Source organism: Spirulina sp. CCY15215 (genome assembly GCF_016888125.1).
Taxonomy (GTDB): Bacteria; Cyanobacteriota; Cyanobacteriia; order Cyanobacteriales; family Spirulinaceae; genus CCY15215.
Map to the genome: position 1 here is coordinate 1 of NZ_JACSWA010000250.1, position 16,930 is coordinate 16,930.

Sequence of the window (16,930 nt, forward strand, 5' to 3'; positions counted from 1 at the left end):
TCCCTAGGTGAGGAAACCTCACCGGGGTCTGACCGCAATGTTATTTAGGCTTGTTAGGTTAGCAGCACTATTTCAGTGACCTTAAAATTGTTTAACTACTAACGACAGAGCGGGGAACTAGCTTCGCATTCCAAGGTGTCGTGACCCAAATAACGTAGTACGCGGGGTACTGAGTCTGGTCAGAATGGCCTGTTAGATTTCTCTTTCAAGCCTCACGCATTTAGGCTGAGGTTTCTGACTTGTCAATTATTGATTATCAATTCTTAATTATCAGTTATTAATTATCAATTATCAATATGCTTGGCAATTCGATCTTTTGCTAGGAGATATTGTGATGGCGATCGCACTTCAGCGATGTTGGGCGATCGCAAAATTTTGCAATAAATTTGCCGGAGAAGAAAAAGATCGCTTATCCTAGAAATAGTATAGGAATCAGGGTGCGGATTACGATGATTAATTTATTAGTACAGTCTGCTTTTCAGACCGGGTGCGTGAGTGTGGCCTCCGAGGCACTCTTGCGCCAACTTCTTAAGCAGCATATCATTCAGCCTTCGGATTTAACTGCGTTGGATGCTCTCGATCGCGCTGTTACCACCGGACGCATTCGGCGAGAAGGATTGGGAGATTGGCCTGCGATCGCGAGTAATATGACTCTCGCAGCGATTTAGTTTGAAAGAATCCCCAACTATAATCTTTAATTTGGTTGGGGATTTTTTCAGCTACGGGTTCTTCCGTAGTGTTCCCAGAACAACTACAGTTACATTTGCCATAACATTTGCCATAACATTTGCCATAACATTTGTCATAACATTTGTCATAACATTTGTCATAACATTGTCAAAATCCTGTCACGGTGTTGTCAAATTGAGTCTCTACATTAAAAATTGTCAGCCCGAACTTTACTTTCCGATCGCGAATCTCTTGCTCTAGGGCTGGCTTTCCTTTCTCCAGTTGATGAACTTTTTCTGAAGGATACGGGACTGTCTTCCCTTGTTTTTTTCTGAAAGATTCCCAGACACCAATACTCATTTTTGCAATATACGAACGGTCATGAAAGATAACAACTCCGATGGACTTAAGATAGGTCAAAACATAGTCAATCTCCTGCCGCAACGCGATCGCCTCAAAAATGTTGCTCTTGTTTTCTTGAGTTTAGGATTATCTTTTGGAGGAGGTTATCTCTATTCTCAAAAAAACCCTCCTGTGACTCCTATCGCTTCAGAAGCGACCCTACAAGCCAGTGAAGAGAATGCAACTGTTGCGACCCCTGCGATCCAATTATCCCCCCGGGAAGGCGATAATTTCGTCGCCCGAGTGGTTGATCGTGTGGGAGGGGCTGTTGTTCGCATTGATGCGTCTCGCACTATCAGCACTGCCAATAATCCTGTTTTGGAGAGGTTCTTCGGCGACCAAGAACCCCAAGAACGAACGCAACGAGGTTCGGGTTCGGGCTTTATTCTCAGTCCAGATGGTAAGATTCTCACTAATGCTCATGTTGTCGCTGGAGCGGATAGTGTTACCGTTACTCTCAAAGATGGACGTAGCTTTCAAGGGAGGGTTATGGGTAGCGATCCCGCTACCGATGTAGCTGTGGTTAAAATTGACGAGAAAAATCTCCCTAAAGTAACATTAGGCAACTCCGATCGCCTACACCCTGGGGAATGGGCGATCGCCATCGGTAATCCCCTCGGCTTAGATAATACGGTGACAACAGGAATTATTAGTGCAACCGGGCGATCGAGCAATCAAATTGGTGTTACAGATAAGCGGGTGAATTTTATTCAAACCGATGCCGCCATTAATCCTGGTAATTCTGGCGGTCCTTTAATTGATGCTAACGGGAATGTTATTGGCATGAATACGGCAATTATCCGCAATGCACAAGGTTTGGGCTTTGCTATTCCAATTAATCAAGCCAAACAAATCGCCGATCAATTGATTGCTAAAGGCAGTGTGGATCATCCTTATTTAGGCATTCAAATGACCCCTCTGGATCCAGAAATTATTAAACAATTTGAGAACAGTAGCGGTCAAAATATTAAGGCCGATCACGGTGTTTTAATTGTTGGGGTTCTCCCCACTTCTCCCGCAGACCAAGGAGGATTAAAAGCGGGTGACGTGATTCAAAAAGTTGGCGATCGCGCTATCACTGATGCGGCACAGGTTCAAGAAATGGTTGCTAGTCTTGGCATCGGGGATGAATTACCCCTCACGGTACAACGCAACGATCGTCTGATCTCGTTAACAATTCGCGTTGGGATTTTACCCGCGAGTTAATAGTTTTCCTCTTTTTTTGAGTTTGACATCGTTTCCTTTCCTTTCCTTTCCTTGAGTTTCCGGGCGTTTTGCGTCCGGATTTTTTTTATAAATTAAAAATCTAGGGTGCGAGATGCTCCCACTACGGTAATATCCAAAGGTGGTAGTAGTTCGGCTTTGTATTAAAATTTATGCTATTAAAATAGTAGTCTACATCTGTATAAGATGAAATGAGAGAGTTATACCATATGAAAAACTCTGATGAATACAGTTTGGCAAAGGAAGGAAATCCGAAAGCTATTGAGGCTTTGATAAATAAAACACTAAGTTCTAAAGGTATAAGTGTAAAAGCATCACTAAATTATGATTGCTTAAGCCTTGTTGTCAAGTCTAAGACCTCACTGAATCAAAAAGCTGTTGGTAGTTTTTTACAACAAGGTCTAACAAAACTCAATCCTCAAAATATTGAACGAGTGGTTATCAAGGGTGGCGTTGCTAATCAAGAATCAAATCAATGGCAACTTTCATTTTCCCTTTCAGAGTCATCCAAAGAACATAATCCAGAAACTAAGACACCCATAAAAGCTGTTCAGAAAATCAAAAGGATAGATAAATATCCTGAAAAAAAGCAAAAGATTCAAGTTAAGAAGCAAAAGAAAATTCTTGACCTGACAACAAAAGAAATCACTCAACTAACAATAGAATTTGTTCAAAAAGAACAGAAAAAGATTGCAATTTTGTTTTTTACGCTACTTAGTTTGTTTATATTGTTTAGCTTATTTCCATCAAAAAAAATAAATGATGAAATAGCTCAAGAACAAAATACAGATTCAATAGAAATTGAACCTAGTCAATCTTCTAACACATCTGTAGAGCTTTGGAATGACACTACATATGGTATGAGTGAATCAGAATTATTTAGTCAGTTTGATAGTTCCAAGATGGTCAGAGTACCTGATTCGGCTCGAATGTGTATAAATTTTTATGAGAATAATTGTTACGAATACAGAATGGAAGGATTTTTAGTTAACACCAGTCCAGTAATTAGTGAAATTTACTTCGATGTATATTTTATTATTTCCGAAAAGGGATTAGAAGAGGTGATCTTAGTCAAAGAACCTATCCGATTCAGAGATAAGAACAATTTTGAATCTACGGATAGAGCTAAGCCTGAAGAAACAGTTCAACATATTATGGATGAAATGGCAATTTCTTTAATGTTGTCTGGTATTTATGGTGAACCACAAGAAAAAGAAGTTGATCGATTAGTTGAAAAACTTACTATTTGGGAGTTCCCAGAACAAAATAAATCAGTTACATTTTCAAATCAAGAAAAATTGGCTAGAATCGAAATTCGCTATGAAACGTACGAGGGACGACAAAGACGACTGAGCAAAAATCAAAGACCTGACATCAATGGATACCAACTATGAATCAACAAAGCCAACACTTGCAAAAATTGATGCAGCAAGCCAATATTCCCAGCTTTAAACAATTAATTCATCTTGCACAAGTTTCAGAATGGCAAATACGACAATTACGACGTGGAAATATTGCGAAAATGCGAGTTGAAAATCTGGAGAAATTAGCAAAAGCATTGCAGATCCCCCTCACCCAGCTTATTGCCGAATTTTCCCCCTCTCTCACCGATCGCAGTGCAAACGCAAACATCAATCTGCAACGGGAATGCGATCGCCTACACCAACTACTCGATCGCCAACAAGAAACCCTCAAACAAGACTTTCAACGCGAGTGTTTACAAATCATCGAATCATGGTTGCTACAATGGCCAACAGCCGCGATCGCAGTACAGAAAAATCCCCAACTCCCCGCAATACGTTTATTGCCATTAATAAAACCTATTGAAGCCTTAATCGAAGCATGGGGTTTAAGGGCGATCGCCTCAGTGGGAGAAGAAATCCCTTACGATCCCCAATGGCATCAACTTATGGAAGGAAGTGCAGGAAGTGCAGAAATTGGAGAAATAGGAGAAATAGTCAAAGTTCGTTATATCGGCTACTGCGATCGCGATCATAATCTACTATACCGCGCAAAGGTGAGCAAGATTAAATAACGAGTTTTGAAGATTCTTGGAAATTATGGCGGGAGATGGATTTGAACCACCGACCTTCGGGTTATGAGCCCGACGAGCTACCAGGCTGCTCTATCCCGCGTCGCCTTTATCACTATAACAAACAATTAACCCAATTGGCCAGATTTATAAAAAAAAATATTGGGGAAATATCTTCCCCATCCTCAAAAATCCCGCAAAATGTTTGGTGTGGAAAGGGTTTCGGCTTTCTCGATCGCCACTGCTTCACCGACTAATCATTTTTAAGGTGTCGCATTCTGCTGGGCGTACTGAAGATATTCTGTGTATTCTGTTACTTTTTGTTGGGCAACTGCACGATTGGCATCTCCTTCAGGGACTTGTTGCATGAGGGCGATCGACGTTTGCCAAAGCGTTACAATATTTTGCCACTCTGCTGAAGTTTTAGCGGTTTGGACTGCATTAGCAGCTTCCATTGCCTTATTAACTGCATCGCGAAAAGGAGTTTGGGATGGGGGTACATTGGGTGGGGCGGGGGGAGCTTGTGCCGGTGCTTGTGCGGTAGGGGCTGCGGCTGGATCTGGGGCTGCGGCTGGATCTGGGGCTGCGGCTGGATCTGCGGGGGCTACGGCGGCGGGGATGGGAAGAGGAACTTCTTCTGCACCACCGCCAAAGGGATTAAGGGCGCTTAAGGTATCGCATCCTGCCACTAAAGACAGTAAAGCGGCAGTAAAAAGGGTCGTGAGAGTAGAGCGATTGGACATGGGTAACAATCCTTAATAAATAGGAGAAATGGGCTGCTAAGTTCTAGATTATGAATTCTCTCAGATATTTTAACGGAATCTTGGAATTTCTCTGGCTAAATCGTCAGGACGATCGCCTTCCATCAGGGTAATGCGATCGCGAATCTTCCTTGGAAACCCTGGGGACTAAAAATCTTGTAATGCTGACATCAATGTTTCTCTCGTGGTTAGACTGAGATAGCAAGGTAAAATTTGAGTTCATTCTAACGAGAAATGAAGTAATGACCCAATTAACCCCCAATCCTAGCTTTAGTCTAACGATTCGCGTCGAACTTCCTAATGAACCGGGAAGATTGGCGGAAGTAACCCGAGCGATCGCCATGAATGGCGGTAATCTCGGTCAAATCAATTTGGTGGAACAAACGCGCAAATTGTCCGTGCGAGAGTTTGTCGTGGATGCCTCGAGTGAGGAACACGCGGAGAAAATTACCGGGGCGATTACGGAACTTGCGGAGGTTAAAATCGTGAAGGTGTCCGATCGCACCTTTGACCTCCATCGCGGGGGCAAAATTCATATTATTAGCCGCATTGGTTTGACGGCGCAATCGGATTTGGCGATGGCCTATACTCCTGGAGTGGGTCGCATTTCCAAGGCGATCGCGGAAGATCCTGAACAAGTTTTTTCCCTCACTGTGAAAAGTAATATGGTGGCGATCGTCTCCGATGGTAGTGCGGTGTTGGGGCTGGGTAATTTGGGTCCAGAAGCGGCTTTACCGGTGATGGAAGGGAAGGCGATGCTTTTTAAAGAGTTTGCCCATATCAATGCTTTCCCGATCTGTTTGGCGACCCAAGATGTGGAAAAAATCATCGAAACCGTGAAAAATATCGCTCCAGTTTTTGGCGGGGTGAATTTAGAAGATATTAGCGCCCCGCGCTGTTTTGAAATCGAGAAGCGGTTGCGGGAAGAAATGGATATTCCTATTTTCCACGATGACCAACACGGTACGGCGATTGTGACTCTAGCTGCTTTGTATAATGCTCTGAAACTGGTGCAGAAGCCTATTGATGGCGTGAAAATTGTCTTTAATGGTGCCGGGGCTGCTGGGGTGGCGATCGCCCGTCTCTTGCGTCAAGCGGGGGCAAAGAATTTCATCATGTGCGACTCTCAGGGGATTATTTCTACCCAACGAGGGAAGCTGACTCCACAAAAACAAGAGTTTGCGGTGGATGAGTCGGGAAGCCTTGTAGATGCGGTTAAAGGTGCGGATGTCTTTGTTGGGGTCAGTGTACCAGGGGTTTTAACACAGGAGATGGTGAAGACAATGGCTAAAGATGCGATCGTTTTTGCTATGGCTAATCCGATCCCGGAAATTCAACCGGAGTTAATTCAAAATGATGCGGCGGTTATTGCCACTGGACGCAGCGATTATCCTAATCAGATTAACAATGTTTTGGCGTTTCCGGGGATCTTTCGCGGGGCATTAGATTGTCGCGCAAAAACTTTTACGGCGAAAATGTATTTGGAGGCGGCCAGCGCGATCGCATCTCTGGTTTCTCTTCAAGACTTAAATAAGGAACATATCGTTCCTTCCGTGTTTGACGAGCGTGTTGCTCCTGCGGTGGCTGCGGCGGTACAAAAGGCAGCACGGGAAGATGGGGTAGCGCAGAACTAAAAGCGAGAGCCATTACAGAGGATACAGAAACGGGTGTATCTCAGTTTGGCAAAAAAATTGGCGGTAGGGTGGGCAGGGTATACTGATAGAACTCTAAAAATATTGAGAATTCACCCCGCCCATTCTTACCAATTCTCAGTTCTCTTTTTTCTTTTTTTATGAGTAAGAAATTTACCCGAGAACAACTCGACCAACTACTTAGAGAAATTCAACGGTTAAGCGATCGCGCAGAAGATGAACTCGATCGCGAGGAGGTTGAGGGGATTTTACGAGAGTTGAATCTTCCTTCAGAGTTACTGGATGAAGCGATGCGACAGGTTTCGCGACGCAAAGCCCTCAAGGATAGTCAAGTTCGCTATCGTTGGATTGGATTTAGTATTATGGGGGCTTTAGTTATTACGATCGCAGTTTTCTTTGTCTCTTTCTACAGTCGCCAACAAGCCTTAGATCGGGTTGTAGTCTATCAAGATAGAATTACGCTTATATCTGATAATAGAGGCAATTTAGAGCGCGTTAGACGGCAAGATAATCCTGAAGTTTTCTATCGCGTTACCCTAGAACGATCGCCTCTGGGTCAACCTCTTGCGCTACAATGTAATTGGTACGATCCATCGGGTCGAATTGCTCATCAAAATCGTTATCGAACTCGCGCGATCGATACGCAGGTCTGGAATACTTACTGTCGCTATCAGTTTAGTTCTCTTTCTTCCCTTGGCACCTGGAAAGTACAAATGATATTAGGCGATCGCATTTTGAGTGATCGCGCTTTGGAAGTTGAATAATATTAAACACGCTTTTAGAGAGTTAATATTCAAGAATAATGCTGCCTAAGTCCTAATAATTAACACACTAAAAATTACTATACAAATCAATAATACAGGAGTCTAATGCCAATGTTTGCCACCGCGATCGCAGAAAATCCCACCCATCAAGCCGCATTTCCTAACGATCTTTTTGCCGCCATTGAAGTGCTGAAAAAGGAACTGAATGCAATTATTTTAGCACATTACTATCAAGATTCAGACATTCAAGATATTGCTGACTATATCGGCGATTCCCTCGGTTTGGCTCAAAAAGCAGCCGCAACAAATGCCGATGTCATTGTCTTTGCTGGGGTTCATTTTATGGCAGAAACTGCTAAAATTCTCAACCCGAATAAACTGGTATTATTGCCAGATTTAGAGGCAGGTTGCTCTCTGGCAGATAGTTGTCCTCCTCTAGAATTTGCTGCCTTTAAAGCCGCACATCCTGATTGTATTGTTATCTCTTATATTAATTGTACCGCCGAAATTAAGGCAATGAGCGACATTATTTGTACCAGTTCTAATGCCGTCAAAATTGTTCAGCAAATTCCCGAAGATCGCCCCATTATTTTTGCTCCCGACAAAAATTTAGGGCGTTATGTCATGGAACAAACTGGACGGAATTTGCTGCTATGGCAAGGAAGTTGTATCGTTCACGAAACATTCTCTGAAAAAAAGATTGTACAGTTAAAAATAGAACATCCAGAAGCTGAATTTATTGCCCATCCCGAATGCGAACCGCAAGTATTGAAACACGCGAGTTACATTGGTTCGACTACAGCCCTTTTAAAATATACCCAAAATAATGAGAGTAAAAAATACATTGTGGCAACGGAACCAGGTATTATTCACCAAATGAAAAAAGCAACACCTGCAAAAGAATATATTCCTGCACCTGCAATGAACAATTGTGCTTGTAATGAATGCCCTCATATGCGCTTAAATACTTTAGAAAAACTCTATTTGGCGATGAAAAATAAAACCCCAGAAATCATTTTGCCCCCAGAGATTCAAGCAGCAGCATTGAAGCCTATACAAAAAATGCTAGAATTATCGGCCTGATTGCAGGAGAACCACATTGCCCGAACCCCTATCCCCTAGTAAATTCCGCAGCAGCGCGAGTGTATTAGATATTGCTATTTTAATTCTTAAAAGTGCGGCAGTTAAAGTATTAAAATTAATAACGAATTATCGCGATCGCGCTATCTCATGCTAGGCCAGATTCTCAACGAACGTTATCAAATTATCTCTATTTTAGGATCGGGAGGATTCGGTCGAACTTATTTGGCACGAGATACCCACCATGCCGATAAGATTCTTTGTACGGTCAAGCAACTGCAACCCGCGAGTCGAGATCCCCAAGCAATGGCGATCGCCCAACAGTTGTTTTCTCAAGCAGCAGAAACATTAGAACAGTTGGGAACCCATCCTCAAATTCCCTGTTTGTTGAGTTATTTTGAAGCCTCGGGGGATTTTTTTGTGGTGCAAGATTATGTAGAAGGTTATCCTTTCAGTAAAGAAATTATTGCCGGCGATCGCTGGAGTGAAAGTCAAGTTTTCGAGTTTCTGCGGGAAATTTTACCCCTCTTGGATTTTATTCACAGCCAAGGGGTGATTCATCGCGACATTAAACCCGATAATATTCTCCGTCGTCAGCAGGATAATAAGTTAGTTTTAGTGGATTTTGGCAGTCTTAAACAAATTTACCTGCAAAAAACCTTGGCAGCCAATGCTGTCGAAACTGTGGCCATTGGGACCCCTGGTTATATGGCGATCGAACAACGCCAAGGACATTATTACTTAAGTAGCGATATTTATTCCCTTGGTGTGATCGCGATCCAAGCCTTAATTGGGTTTCATCCTCAATTTTTTCAGTACGATACCCAAACCGGAGAAATTATCTGGCCGAAAAATATCTGTAGTCCCGCTTTTGCTGCTGTCCTCAGTCGCATGGTAGCCTATCGGTTTCAAGATCGCTATCAGTCTGCCCGAGAAGTCCTCAAAACCATCGAACAAATTCAGATTCCGCGATCGCATACGGAACTCCCCCCCATCGCCCCAGTTTCTCGTTATCAACTGCCTCTCAATGGCGAAGCGATCGCCAGTAATAGTTCGCCGACACCTATCCTCCGTCGCCGACGGGTCAAAAAACCGCCCAAATCTCAAAAACGTAAGAAACCAGGGCAAAATTCCCTCGGGATTTTTATCTTATTGGCATTTTTAGTAACTGTTATGTTTTCCTTTTCCTTTGTTGTCACCCTCGCTTTACGAAAATCCCCTCAATCTTCCGTTACTAGGAAAACAGTTCCTTCCCAGAATAAAAAAGCAGGGAATGCCCTGGAAACCTCTGCTACAGATAAGATACCGACTAATTCTTGTACTGTTCAATCAGAATTTGGACTCAATATTCGCACTCGACCAAATGGAGAGAAAATTGGTGGTATGGTGCGAGGAGAACGGGCTATTTTGACTGGACTTGAAGATGGGAATTGGGTAGAAATTAGCAATCCCATTCAAGGTTGGGTTTCTAGGAATTATTTGCAATGTGCATCTCCTTCCTTTATTGAACGTGCTTCATCTCCTGCTAAAATTACGGGGGATGAAGGAGAAGATATTTTACAAGCTGCATTTTCCCTCATGGAAACAGGAGATTTACAAGGGGCGATCGCCCTCGCTGAAGAGATTCAAACCGATAGTTCTGTTTATCGCGATGCACAAAATGCGATTATTCAATGGAGGATCGTTAAAGAACGTTATGAAGCCATGCAGCAAGCTAAAAAATCGAAGCGTTGGGAGGATATCATTGCCGATCTTAAGGCTAATGGTTTACCGGAGAGTGACTACTGGCGCAATGAATTTGCTGAGTTAGGAAAACAAGCAAAGTTGCGTCGTTAACCGTAGGGGTTTGGTCTCCAAACCCTCCAAGTTTGGTCTCGAAACGGTAGGGGTTTGGTCTCCAAACCCTCTAATATTATCAAAAAAAATGACAGATCGGAAAACCTATTATGAAATTTTAAATATTTTTCCAAACGCTACCTCAAAGGAAATAAAAACAGCGTTTCGTCATCTTGCCCGTCTCTATCATCCCGATTTTAATCCCAACAATTCCGAGGCTTCCGAACAATTTAAACAGATTCTTGCAGCTTATGAAGTTCTCTGCGATCGCCAACAAAGACAAAACTACGATCGCCAATTAGGTGTACCCCCAGAAGCAGAAAAGAAGCAACAGGAAAGTGAATGGGATTTTTATCTGCAAGGAATTGAAAAAGCCATTCAAAAGGATTATCAAGGGGCGATCGCCAGCTACAATCAAGCCATTAATTTAAGTCCTCGTTTTCTGGAAGCATATCTCAAACGAGGAGAGATTTATTATACCTTAAAAGACGATCGCCTGGTTCTAGGAAATTGTCGGCAAATCTTACAATTTTTCCCGAATTGTGCGGAGGCTTATTATTATCAAGGGCGATCGCGGTATCGTTTGGGTTACATCCAATCCTCTATTGAATCCTACGATCGCGCCATTAGTTGCGATCCTCATTTTGCAACGGCTTATTATTATCGCGGTGTCGCAAATCGCGATTTACAGGAACATTTTACCGCAGAACAAAATTTAGAACAAGCCGCAACATTATTCCAAGAACAAGGCGATCGCAGTGGTTATCAATTAGCACAAGAGACTCTATCTCGCCTCGATGAAAAAGATTATCAAGGGGAATTTAATCAGGAACTTTCTGAAATTCAGCACCTCATTTTGGCAGCTTGGGAGATTATTATTAATCCCAGTCAGGGTGGAATTAATGCTTATAGTAACTTGCCCGCGAGAGAAGCGATCGCCCTCAGTCTTTTCTGCGCGGCGATCGCCAATATTGCTTTTCTGGTGGGTATTGATTGGGGCTGGCAAAAATTGCTGGGATTATCTAGTTTTCTTTTCATTTTTGTTGGCATTATCCCTTTTATCAGTTTAGCACTATTTGGTTTTCTTCTCCGTTTTTTATTTCGCATTTCCGGTGATTTTGCCGCAGATATTTTTGTCGCAGGAATAACTTTAATTCCCCTAGGATTCTTGGCCGTAATGAGTGGAATTGCAACTCATTTCGGAGGGGAAGTGATGGTAATTCTCACCTTATTTACCAGTTCTCATCTGATTTTGACCCTTTATCACGGCATGGTTAAAATTAGCGGTTTTCCAGAGGCGATCGCGGCTTGGTGCGTTCCTGTGTTATTATTAAGCAGTGGTTGGCTAACTTTTATCGGTTTTCAATTATTAAATTTAATCTGAGTTCGGGAATTGTATGATATCGAGATAGGTGTCTTTTAAACCCTCTATTTTTGGGTATTTTTGGGGGCAAATTGGGATTAATAATGGTTAAATCCTCATAGGAATAGGAGGAACAGCAAATATCCCCAGTTAGAGTCGCCCTTGTAAAATATAGATTTTCATTTTCCCCTTGCCTTTAACGGTAATTTCTTCCTCTTTCTCAAAAAAGAACTTATCTTTAATTAATTCATAAGTATCTTTTGTAACTTGAATCGCGTTCGGCTTACCTTGAGATTCCATGCGAGAAGCGACATTCACCGTATCTCCCCAGAGGTCGTAAATAAATTTGTTAATGCCAATTACTCCTGCAACCACAGGTCCCGTATTGATGCCAATACGAACTTGGAAAGGTTGACCGTCCTCTTGACGGAATTTAGAAATAGCAAGCTGCATATCTAACGCTAAATCTGCGATCGCCTCAGCATGATTGGCCGCCGTATTCAGGAGTCCCCCGGCCACCATATAGGAATCCCCAATAGTCTTGATTTTCTCCAAATTATGCCAGGTGGTTAACTTATCAAAAGCAGAAAACATCTCATTGAGTAAATCCACCAAATCCGTCGGTGGCATTTTGGCCGAGAGGGAGGTAAAATCAACGATATCTGCAAACAAAATAGAAACGTGATCGTAGCGATCCGCGATGGATTTCTCATTTTGCTTGAGACGTTCGGCGATCGCCTTCGGTAAAATATTTAACAGCAAGCGGTCTGATTTTTCTCTTTCTATGCGTAAAGCATCTTCTGCTTCCTTTTCCTTGGTAATGTCGGCAACGGTACCTTCATAATAAAGGATATTTCCATCGCTATCCCGCACCACTCGAGCATTTTCAGAAGTCCAAATCACGCGACCATCTTTGCGTTTGACCTGTGCCTTAAACCCAGAAATCGCCCCTTGGCGTTCGAGTTGTTCCCGGAATTGCTGGCGCAATTTGGGTTCGATATAGCTGAGATCGATATGGGACAATAAAGCCGCCATCTCTGCAAACGAATCATAACCGAACATCGCAACTAAGGCAGGATTAGCACTGATGTAACGCCCGTCCCGAGTAGATTGGAATATTCCTTCCGCCGCATTTTCAAAAATACTGCGGTATTTTTCCTCAGCCTTTTCTACTTTTAGCTGCATCTGTTTGCGTTTGGTAATATTCCGTGCCACCCAGATCGCGCAATTATTGGGTAGAGGGGAAACACTGGCAGAAAACCACGCCGTTTTATTGTGCAGGGAAACATCCACAAAAGGATTGCTTTCCAAACTGTATTCCATATAAACCGTTTCTCCGGTTTTTAAGGCTTGCTGGATATGATCGATAAAGATTTGTGCTTGTTCTGGGGGTAAAACTTCCCAGACGCTTTTACCTAACAACTTTAATTTAGGGCTATAAATAGTTTCTGAATTGGTAGTAACAATTTTGACGTAGTGGCCTTCCCCGTCAAAGACTGTAATAATATCTGTCATGGCGGCAAATAAGGCTTTTAGTTCTGCCTCTGAGGTTCGCAAGGCAGATTCAATCCGTTCCCGTTCGCCAATTTCCAGTAATAATTGCAAGTTTAATTGTTGCAATTCGTTCGTGCGTTGCTGGACTCGCGTTTCTAGTTCTTCATTCAGTTTTCTGAGTTTTTCTTCTGCTTCTTTGCGATCGGTAATGTCTTCAACGGTTCCTTCATAGTAGATAATTTTACCATTTTTATCCTTTACCGCCCGAGCATTTTCGGAAATCCAGCGCAGTTGTCCATCGCGACGACGCACTTGTGCTTCAAAGCCGATAACACCCCCCTCAGTTTCGATGGAATGAATAAAAATGCGACGGCGTTGGGGTTCCACATATAATCGTTCTTCTAAGTTGTCGAGATTAGCCATGAGGTCTTCTGGGGAATCATAGCCGTAAATTCTTGCTAAAGCGGGGTTAGCGCTGAGATAGCGACCGTCGGGGGTGGTTTGGAAGATGCCTTCGACGGCATTTTCAAAGATGGTGCGATATTTTTCTTCTGCTTTTTGTAGGGCTTCTAAGGCTTGCTGGCGATCGGTGACATCAATACCGACGGTAAAGGCGGCTCTTCCTTCATCGTATTTTTGCGCGGCAATGAGATAATTGTGGGGTTTTCCATCGACGATCGCCTCGACTTCCCGGAAGTTATCTTGTTCTGGACTGGCAAAAAAGTTGGCGACAAATTCATTAAAGTCTTCACTGGCTTGCAGGAAACCTAAACTTTTCCCCGCAAAGGCTTCTACGGGAAGGTTGAAGGTGTTGGCTAAATGGCGATTGACTCCCAAATAGCGTAAATCGGAACTAATCCAGGAAACAATCCCCGGTACGGCTTCTAATACTGCTTGGAGTTGGTCTTTGGTAAAGTGTAAATCTTCGATCGCCCGTTGGCGATCGGTGACATCAATACCGACGGTAAAGGCCGCCGCACCGTTATCATATTTTTGTGCCGCAATAAGATAATTGCGGGTTTCCCCATCTACGATGGTCTCGACTTCTCGAAAATTATCTTGTTCGGGGGCCGCAAAAAATTCCTGCACGAATTGGTTAAAATCATCACTGGCTTCGAGAAAACCAATATTTTTGCCCACGAAGTCTTCGGGGGAAAGATCGAAGGTTTTGGCTAAATGGCGATTGACTCCCAAATAGCGCAGATCGGAACTAATCCAAGAAACAATCCCCGGTACGGCTTCTAAAACCGCCTGTAATTGCGCTTTAGAACGGGCGAGGGCATTGATCGCCTCTTGGCGCTTGGTAATATCAATGCCAACGGTAAAGGCGGCTTGCCCACGATTGTATTTTTGGACGACAATTAAATAGGTTCCCGATCGCCCTTGCACGTGGGAAGTGATTTCGCGATAGGCTTCGGTTGCTTCCCCGTCAAAAAAGTCGCGAATGAAACCGATGAATTCTTCACTGGCATTTAAAAAGCCGATATCTTGCCCGACAAAGGCTTCGGGTTCGAGATTAAACATTCTAGCGAGGTGATGATTGACTCCCAAATAGCGCAGATCGGAACTAATCCAGGAGACAATGCCAGGAACTGTATCTAAAATCGCTTGGAGTTGGTCTTGGGCAGCATCTAGGGCATTTTCAGCTTGTTGACGTTCGACAATTTCCCCCACTAGGCGATCGCTGGTATCTCTCAAAGCGATGGTTCTTTCTTGAAATTGCTGTTCGAGTTCGAGGAGGGCTTGTTCTCTTTCCCATTCAATCTGTTTTCGTTGGCTGATATCCCGCACGATCCAAATTGCTTCATGGTTGTTGATGGGGGAGATAACGGCGGAAAACCATGCCTCTTCCCATTGATACTCAAATTGAACAGGATGTTTTTCGGTTAGGGCTGCATGAATATAATCCAGAAAGCGATCGGCTTGTTCTGGGGGAAAAACTTCATGTAGAGTTTTGCCGATCAAATCTGGGGAAAATTGCGGTAGGGGTTGAGTAGGTGCAACCCTTAAATAACAACCTCGGGCATTAGTGACAACGATCGCATCGCTGGTGGCATCAAAAAGGGCGCGAAGTTCGCTCCAATAGTCTTGTAGGGCTATTTCGATCGCTTTTCGTCTCGTTCTTTCCCCTTCTAATTCAGCAACAAGGGGATCGAGGCTGCTGTCTGTTTCTGGCCTGTTGCCTGTTGCCTGATACCCTAGCCACGGGAGGGGATTAATGGGGCGATCGCTTTGATAGACTAGGGTGAATTCGCCATCGCTATAGCTTGCGATCAGCATGGGACGGGCAAGATATTGATTGGGGTTCAGACGCACGCTTCCTGCTGCTTCTTGGAAGGTTTGCCCGATCGCCGCAGCTTGTACGCGATGGATTTGAAAAGACCCTGCTGTTTCTACTGCTTGTTTCCAAAGGTATACTTGGGTGTAGGCTGCCGCCGCAATTTCGTTGGTGGGGACAAAGGGCGCGATCGCCTCTGAATGGGGAAAATAAGCATTAAGGAAATAGTGACCTGCTTTGCTTTCGCCTAAATTTTCAATATCCGTCAGGGTCAGATTAAGAGCAAGAATCGCTGTTTTTTCCCGTAGGGGTTTGGTCTCCAAACCCTCCCCTTTATTGGTCTCCAAACCCTCTTCCAAACCCGTTTCGTAGAGATAATAACTCTCAGCACCGCAAGTATCAATAATCAGATCGGGTTCTTCTCGGGCGATCGCCGCTAAGAGTTGTTCCCAGTTCGTATTTTCGTCTACCGTTGCGATCGCCAATTCTCCTTGCTGTTGTCCCGAGTCTTGCCATTGTTGGGCAAAAATAGCGCCAATTTGTTGAGAGAGAATATCTGAGGAGTTGATTAAATAACACTTCTGTTTCCCTGTGGCTTGCAACCAGGCGATCGCCGCTTCCACCCGTTGGTTGGGACAAGTTCCCGTATAAAAAATGCGAGAGAAGGTTTCGGCTCCCAGATTGCGATCGGCGTACCATAATAAAGTATTAGAGGCTTCTACAAGAGAAAAAAGTTCTTGGCGCAACCCCTCTGGGATACCCCAACTAAAAATTGTTTTTACTGTTGCATCTTCCAACAAGATTCGTGCTTGTTGTTGTAATGTTTCGCGATCGCCAATTTCCTGCGCTTCAATCACTTCGATCGCTTGACCCAAAATGCCGCCATTTTGATTAATTTCGGCGATCGCCGTGGCGATCGCGACCCTAGCGAGTGCATTATCCTGTTGCCAACCCCAATCCAAATCTTCCCAATCTACAGACAAAATTCCCACTCGAATAGTGGAGGATACAATCGGTTTCATAAGCGCCTTGTCCTCTACAGATTGACAGTCCGAAACCCGAGGATTTATCTTTGCTGCCTCAGTGCAAATACGGGGTAGAGCATCCAAGGTTACATAATTGGCAATCTCAAAACTTGACATAATTAATGAGTGGGGATGGGGAAAACATCCGAGAATTGCTAGGGATTGAACTTTTGTTTGATACAGCCACAATTTCTCTAATTCAGGAATAACTCGTTCCTTTTTTTTGTGACGAGAGGGTTTGGCGACCAAACCCCTACGATGCCCTATCCTGTTTGTTAAGAGGGTTTGGCGACCAAACCCCTACGATGCCCCATCCTGTTTGTTAAGAGGGTTTGGCGACCAAACCCCTA

General features: G+C 43.6%; 12 protein-coding genes and 1 tRNA gene. 9 read left to right on the forward strand and 4 right to left on the reverse strand.

All coding sequences use genetic code 11. The features are described 5' to 3' along the window. Positions 1-449: 449 nt before the first annotated feature. The gene (locus JUI58_RS02135; RefSeq protein ID WP_204102094.1) at positions 450-668 is read left to right on the forward strand and encodes a hypothetical protein; all 219 of its coding nucleotides are present in this window, start codon (positions 450-452) and stop codon (positions 666-668) included. Between the two features lie 169 nt (positions 669-837). On the opposite strand, the gene JUI58_RS02140 is transcribed toward JUI58_RS02135, so the two are convergent. Further along, complete coding sequence (locus JUI58_RS02140; protein ID WP_204102095.1) at positions 838-1,029, reverse strand: hypothetical protein; 192 nt, start codon at positions 1,027-1,029, stop codon at positions 838-840. Positions 1,030-1,050: 21 nt separating this feature from the next. Here JUI58_RS02140 and JUI58_RS02145 point away from each other — a divergent pair, with 21 nt between their 5' ends. The 3 genes from JUI58_RS02145 (at position 1,051) to JUI58_RS02155 (ending at position 4,330) form a co-directional block, all read left to right on the forward strand. Further along, on the forward strand, positions 1,051-2,277 hold the full coding sequence (locus JUI58_RS02145; protein ID WP_204102096.1) for an HhoA/HhoB/HtrA family serine endopeptidase: 1,227 nt from the start codon (positions 1,051-1,053) through the stop codon (positions 2,275-2,277). A gap of 227 nt (positions 2,278-2,504) precedes the next feature. After that, positions 2,505-3,689 (forward strand): hypothetical protein, encoded by a 1,185-nt coding sequence (locus JUI58_RS02150; RefSeq protein ID WP_204102097.1) that lies wholly within the window; start codon positions 2,505-2,507, stop codon positions 3,687-3,689. After that, positions 3,686-4,330 (forward strand): helix-turn-helix transcriptional regulator, encoded by a 645-nt coding sequence (locus JUI58_RS02155; RefSeq protein ID WP_204102098.1) that lies wholly within the window; start codon positions 3,686-3,688, stop codon positions 4,328-4,330. Before JUI58_RS02150 ends, JUI58_RS02155 begins: the two co-directional genes overlap by 4 nt. Before the next feature lie 26 nt (positions 4,331-4,356). Here the strand turns inward: JUI58_RS02155 and JUI58_RS02160 are convergent. Together JUI58_RS02160 and JUI58_RS02165 are read right to left on the reverse strand one after the other, a co-directional pair. Then, positions 4,357-4,430, reverse strand: a tRNA-Met gene (locus tag JUI58_RS02160). 160 nt (positions 4,431-4,590) lie between these two features. Further along, the gene (locus tag JUI58_RS02165) at positions 4,591-5,070 is read right to left on the reverse strand and encodes a hypothetical protein (protein ID WP_204102099.1); all 480 of its coding nucleotides are present in this window, start codon (positions 5,068-5,070) and stop codon (positions 4,591-4,593) included. 260 nt (positions 5,071-5,330) lie between these two features. Here JUI58_RS02165 and JUI58_RS02170 point away from each other — a divergent pair, with 260 nt between their 5' ends. The 5 genes from JUI58_RS02170 to JUI58_RS02190 all read left to right on the forward strand — a co-directional run bounded on the left by JUI58_RS02170 (position 5,331) and on the right by JUI58_RS02190 (position 11,804). After that, positions 5,331-6,722, forward strand: coding sequence for an NAD-dependent malic enzyme (locus tag JUI58_RS02170; protein ID WP_204102100.1), 1,392 nt, complete (start codon positions 5,331-5,333; stop codon positions 6,720-6,722). A 158-nt stretch (positions 6,723-6,880) separates the two neighbouring features. Continuing rightward, positions 6,881-7,504: a hypothetical protein gene (locus JUI58_RS02175; protein ID WP_204102101.1), complete on the forward strand. Its 624-nt coding sequence runs from the start codon at positions 6,881-6,883 to the stop codon at positions 7,502-7,504. A 111-nt stretch (positions 7,505-7,615) separates the two neighbouring features. Next, positions 7,616-8,587: a quinolinate synthase NadA gene (gene nadA / locus JUI58_RS02180; RefSeq protein ID WP_204102118.1), complete on the forward strand. Its 972-nt coding sequence runs from the start codon at positions 7,616-7,618 to the stop codon at positions 8,585-8,587. Positions 8,588-8,734: 147 nt separating this feature from the next. Then, complete coding sequence (locus tag JUI58_RS02185; protein ID WP_204102102.1) at positions 8,735-10,420, forward strand: serine/threonine protein kinase; 1,686 nt, start codon at positions 8,735-8,737, stop codon at positions 10,418-10,420. Positions 10,421-10,508: 88 nt separating this feature from the next. Continuing rightward, positions 10,509-11,804, forward strand: a complete 1,296-nt coding sequence (locus tag JUI58_RS02190) for a J domain-containing protein (protein WP_204102103.1) — start codon at positions 10,509-10,511, stop codon at positions 11,802-11,804. Positions 11,805-11,933: 129 nt separating this feature from the next. On the opposite strand, the gene JUI58_RS02195 is transcribed toward JUI58_RS02190, so the two are convergent. Continuing rightward, complete coding sequence (locus JUI58_RS02195) at positions 11,934-16,829, reverse strand: PAS domain S-box protein (protein WP_204102104.1); 4,896 nt, start codon at positions 16,827-16,829, stop codon at positions 11,934-11,936. Positions 16,830-16,930: the final 101 nt, after the last annotated feature.

What these genes read in the sequence shown, in the direction of transcription:
- JUI58_RS02135 (WP_204102094.1), top strand. Translation starts at nt 450, where the DNA reads ATGATTAATTTATTAGTACAGTCTGCTTTTCAGACCGGGTGCGTGAGT.
- JUI58_RS02170 (WP_204102100.1), top strand. Translation starts at nt 5,331, where the DNA reads ATGACCCAATTAACCCCCAATCCTAGCTTTAGTCTAACGATTCGCGTC.
- nadA (WP_204102118.1), top strand. Translation starts at nt 7,616, where the DNA reads ATGTTTGCCACCGCGATCGCAGAAAATCCCACCCATCAAGCCGCATTT.
- JUI58_RS02150 (WP_204102097.1), top strand. Translation starts at nt 2,505, where the DNA reads ATGAAAAACTCTGATGAATACAGTTTGGCAAAGGAAGGAAATCCGAAA.
- JUI58_RS02145 (WP_204102096.1), top strand. Translation starts at nt 1,051, where the DNA reads ATGAAAGATAACAACTCCGATGGACTTAAGATAGGTCAAAACATAGTC.
- JUI58_RS02165 (WP_204102099.1), bottom strand. Translation starts at nt 5,070, where the DNA reads ATGTCCAATCGCTCTACTCTCACGACCCTTTTTACTGCCGCTTTACTG.
- JUI58_RS02140 (WP_204102095.1), bottom strand. Translation starts at nt 1,029, where the DNA reads ATGAGTATTGGTGTCTGGGAATCTTTCAGAAAAAAACAAGGGAAGACA.
- JUI58_RS02155 (WP_204102098.1), top strand. Translation starts at nt 3,686, where the DNA reads ATGAATCAACAAAGCCAACACTTGCAAAAATTGATGCAGCAAGCCAAT.
- JUI58_RS02185 (WP_204102102.1), top strand. Translation starts at nt 8,735, where the DNA reads ATGCTAGGCCAGATTCTCAACGAACGTTATCAAATTATCTCTATTTTA.
- JUI58_RS02190 (WP_204102103.1), top strand. Translation starts at nt 10,509, where the DNA reads ATGACAGATCGGAAAACCTATTATGAAATTTTAAATATTTTTCCAAAC.
- JUI58_RS02175 (WP_204102101.1), top strand. Translation starts at nt 6,881, where the DNA reads ATGAGTAAGAAATTTACCCGAGAACAACTCGACCAACTACTTAGAGAA.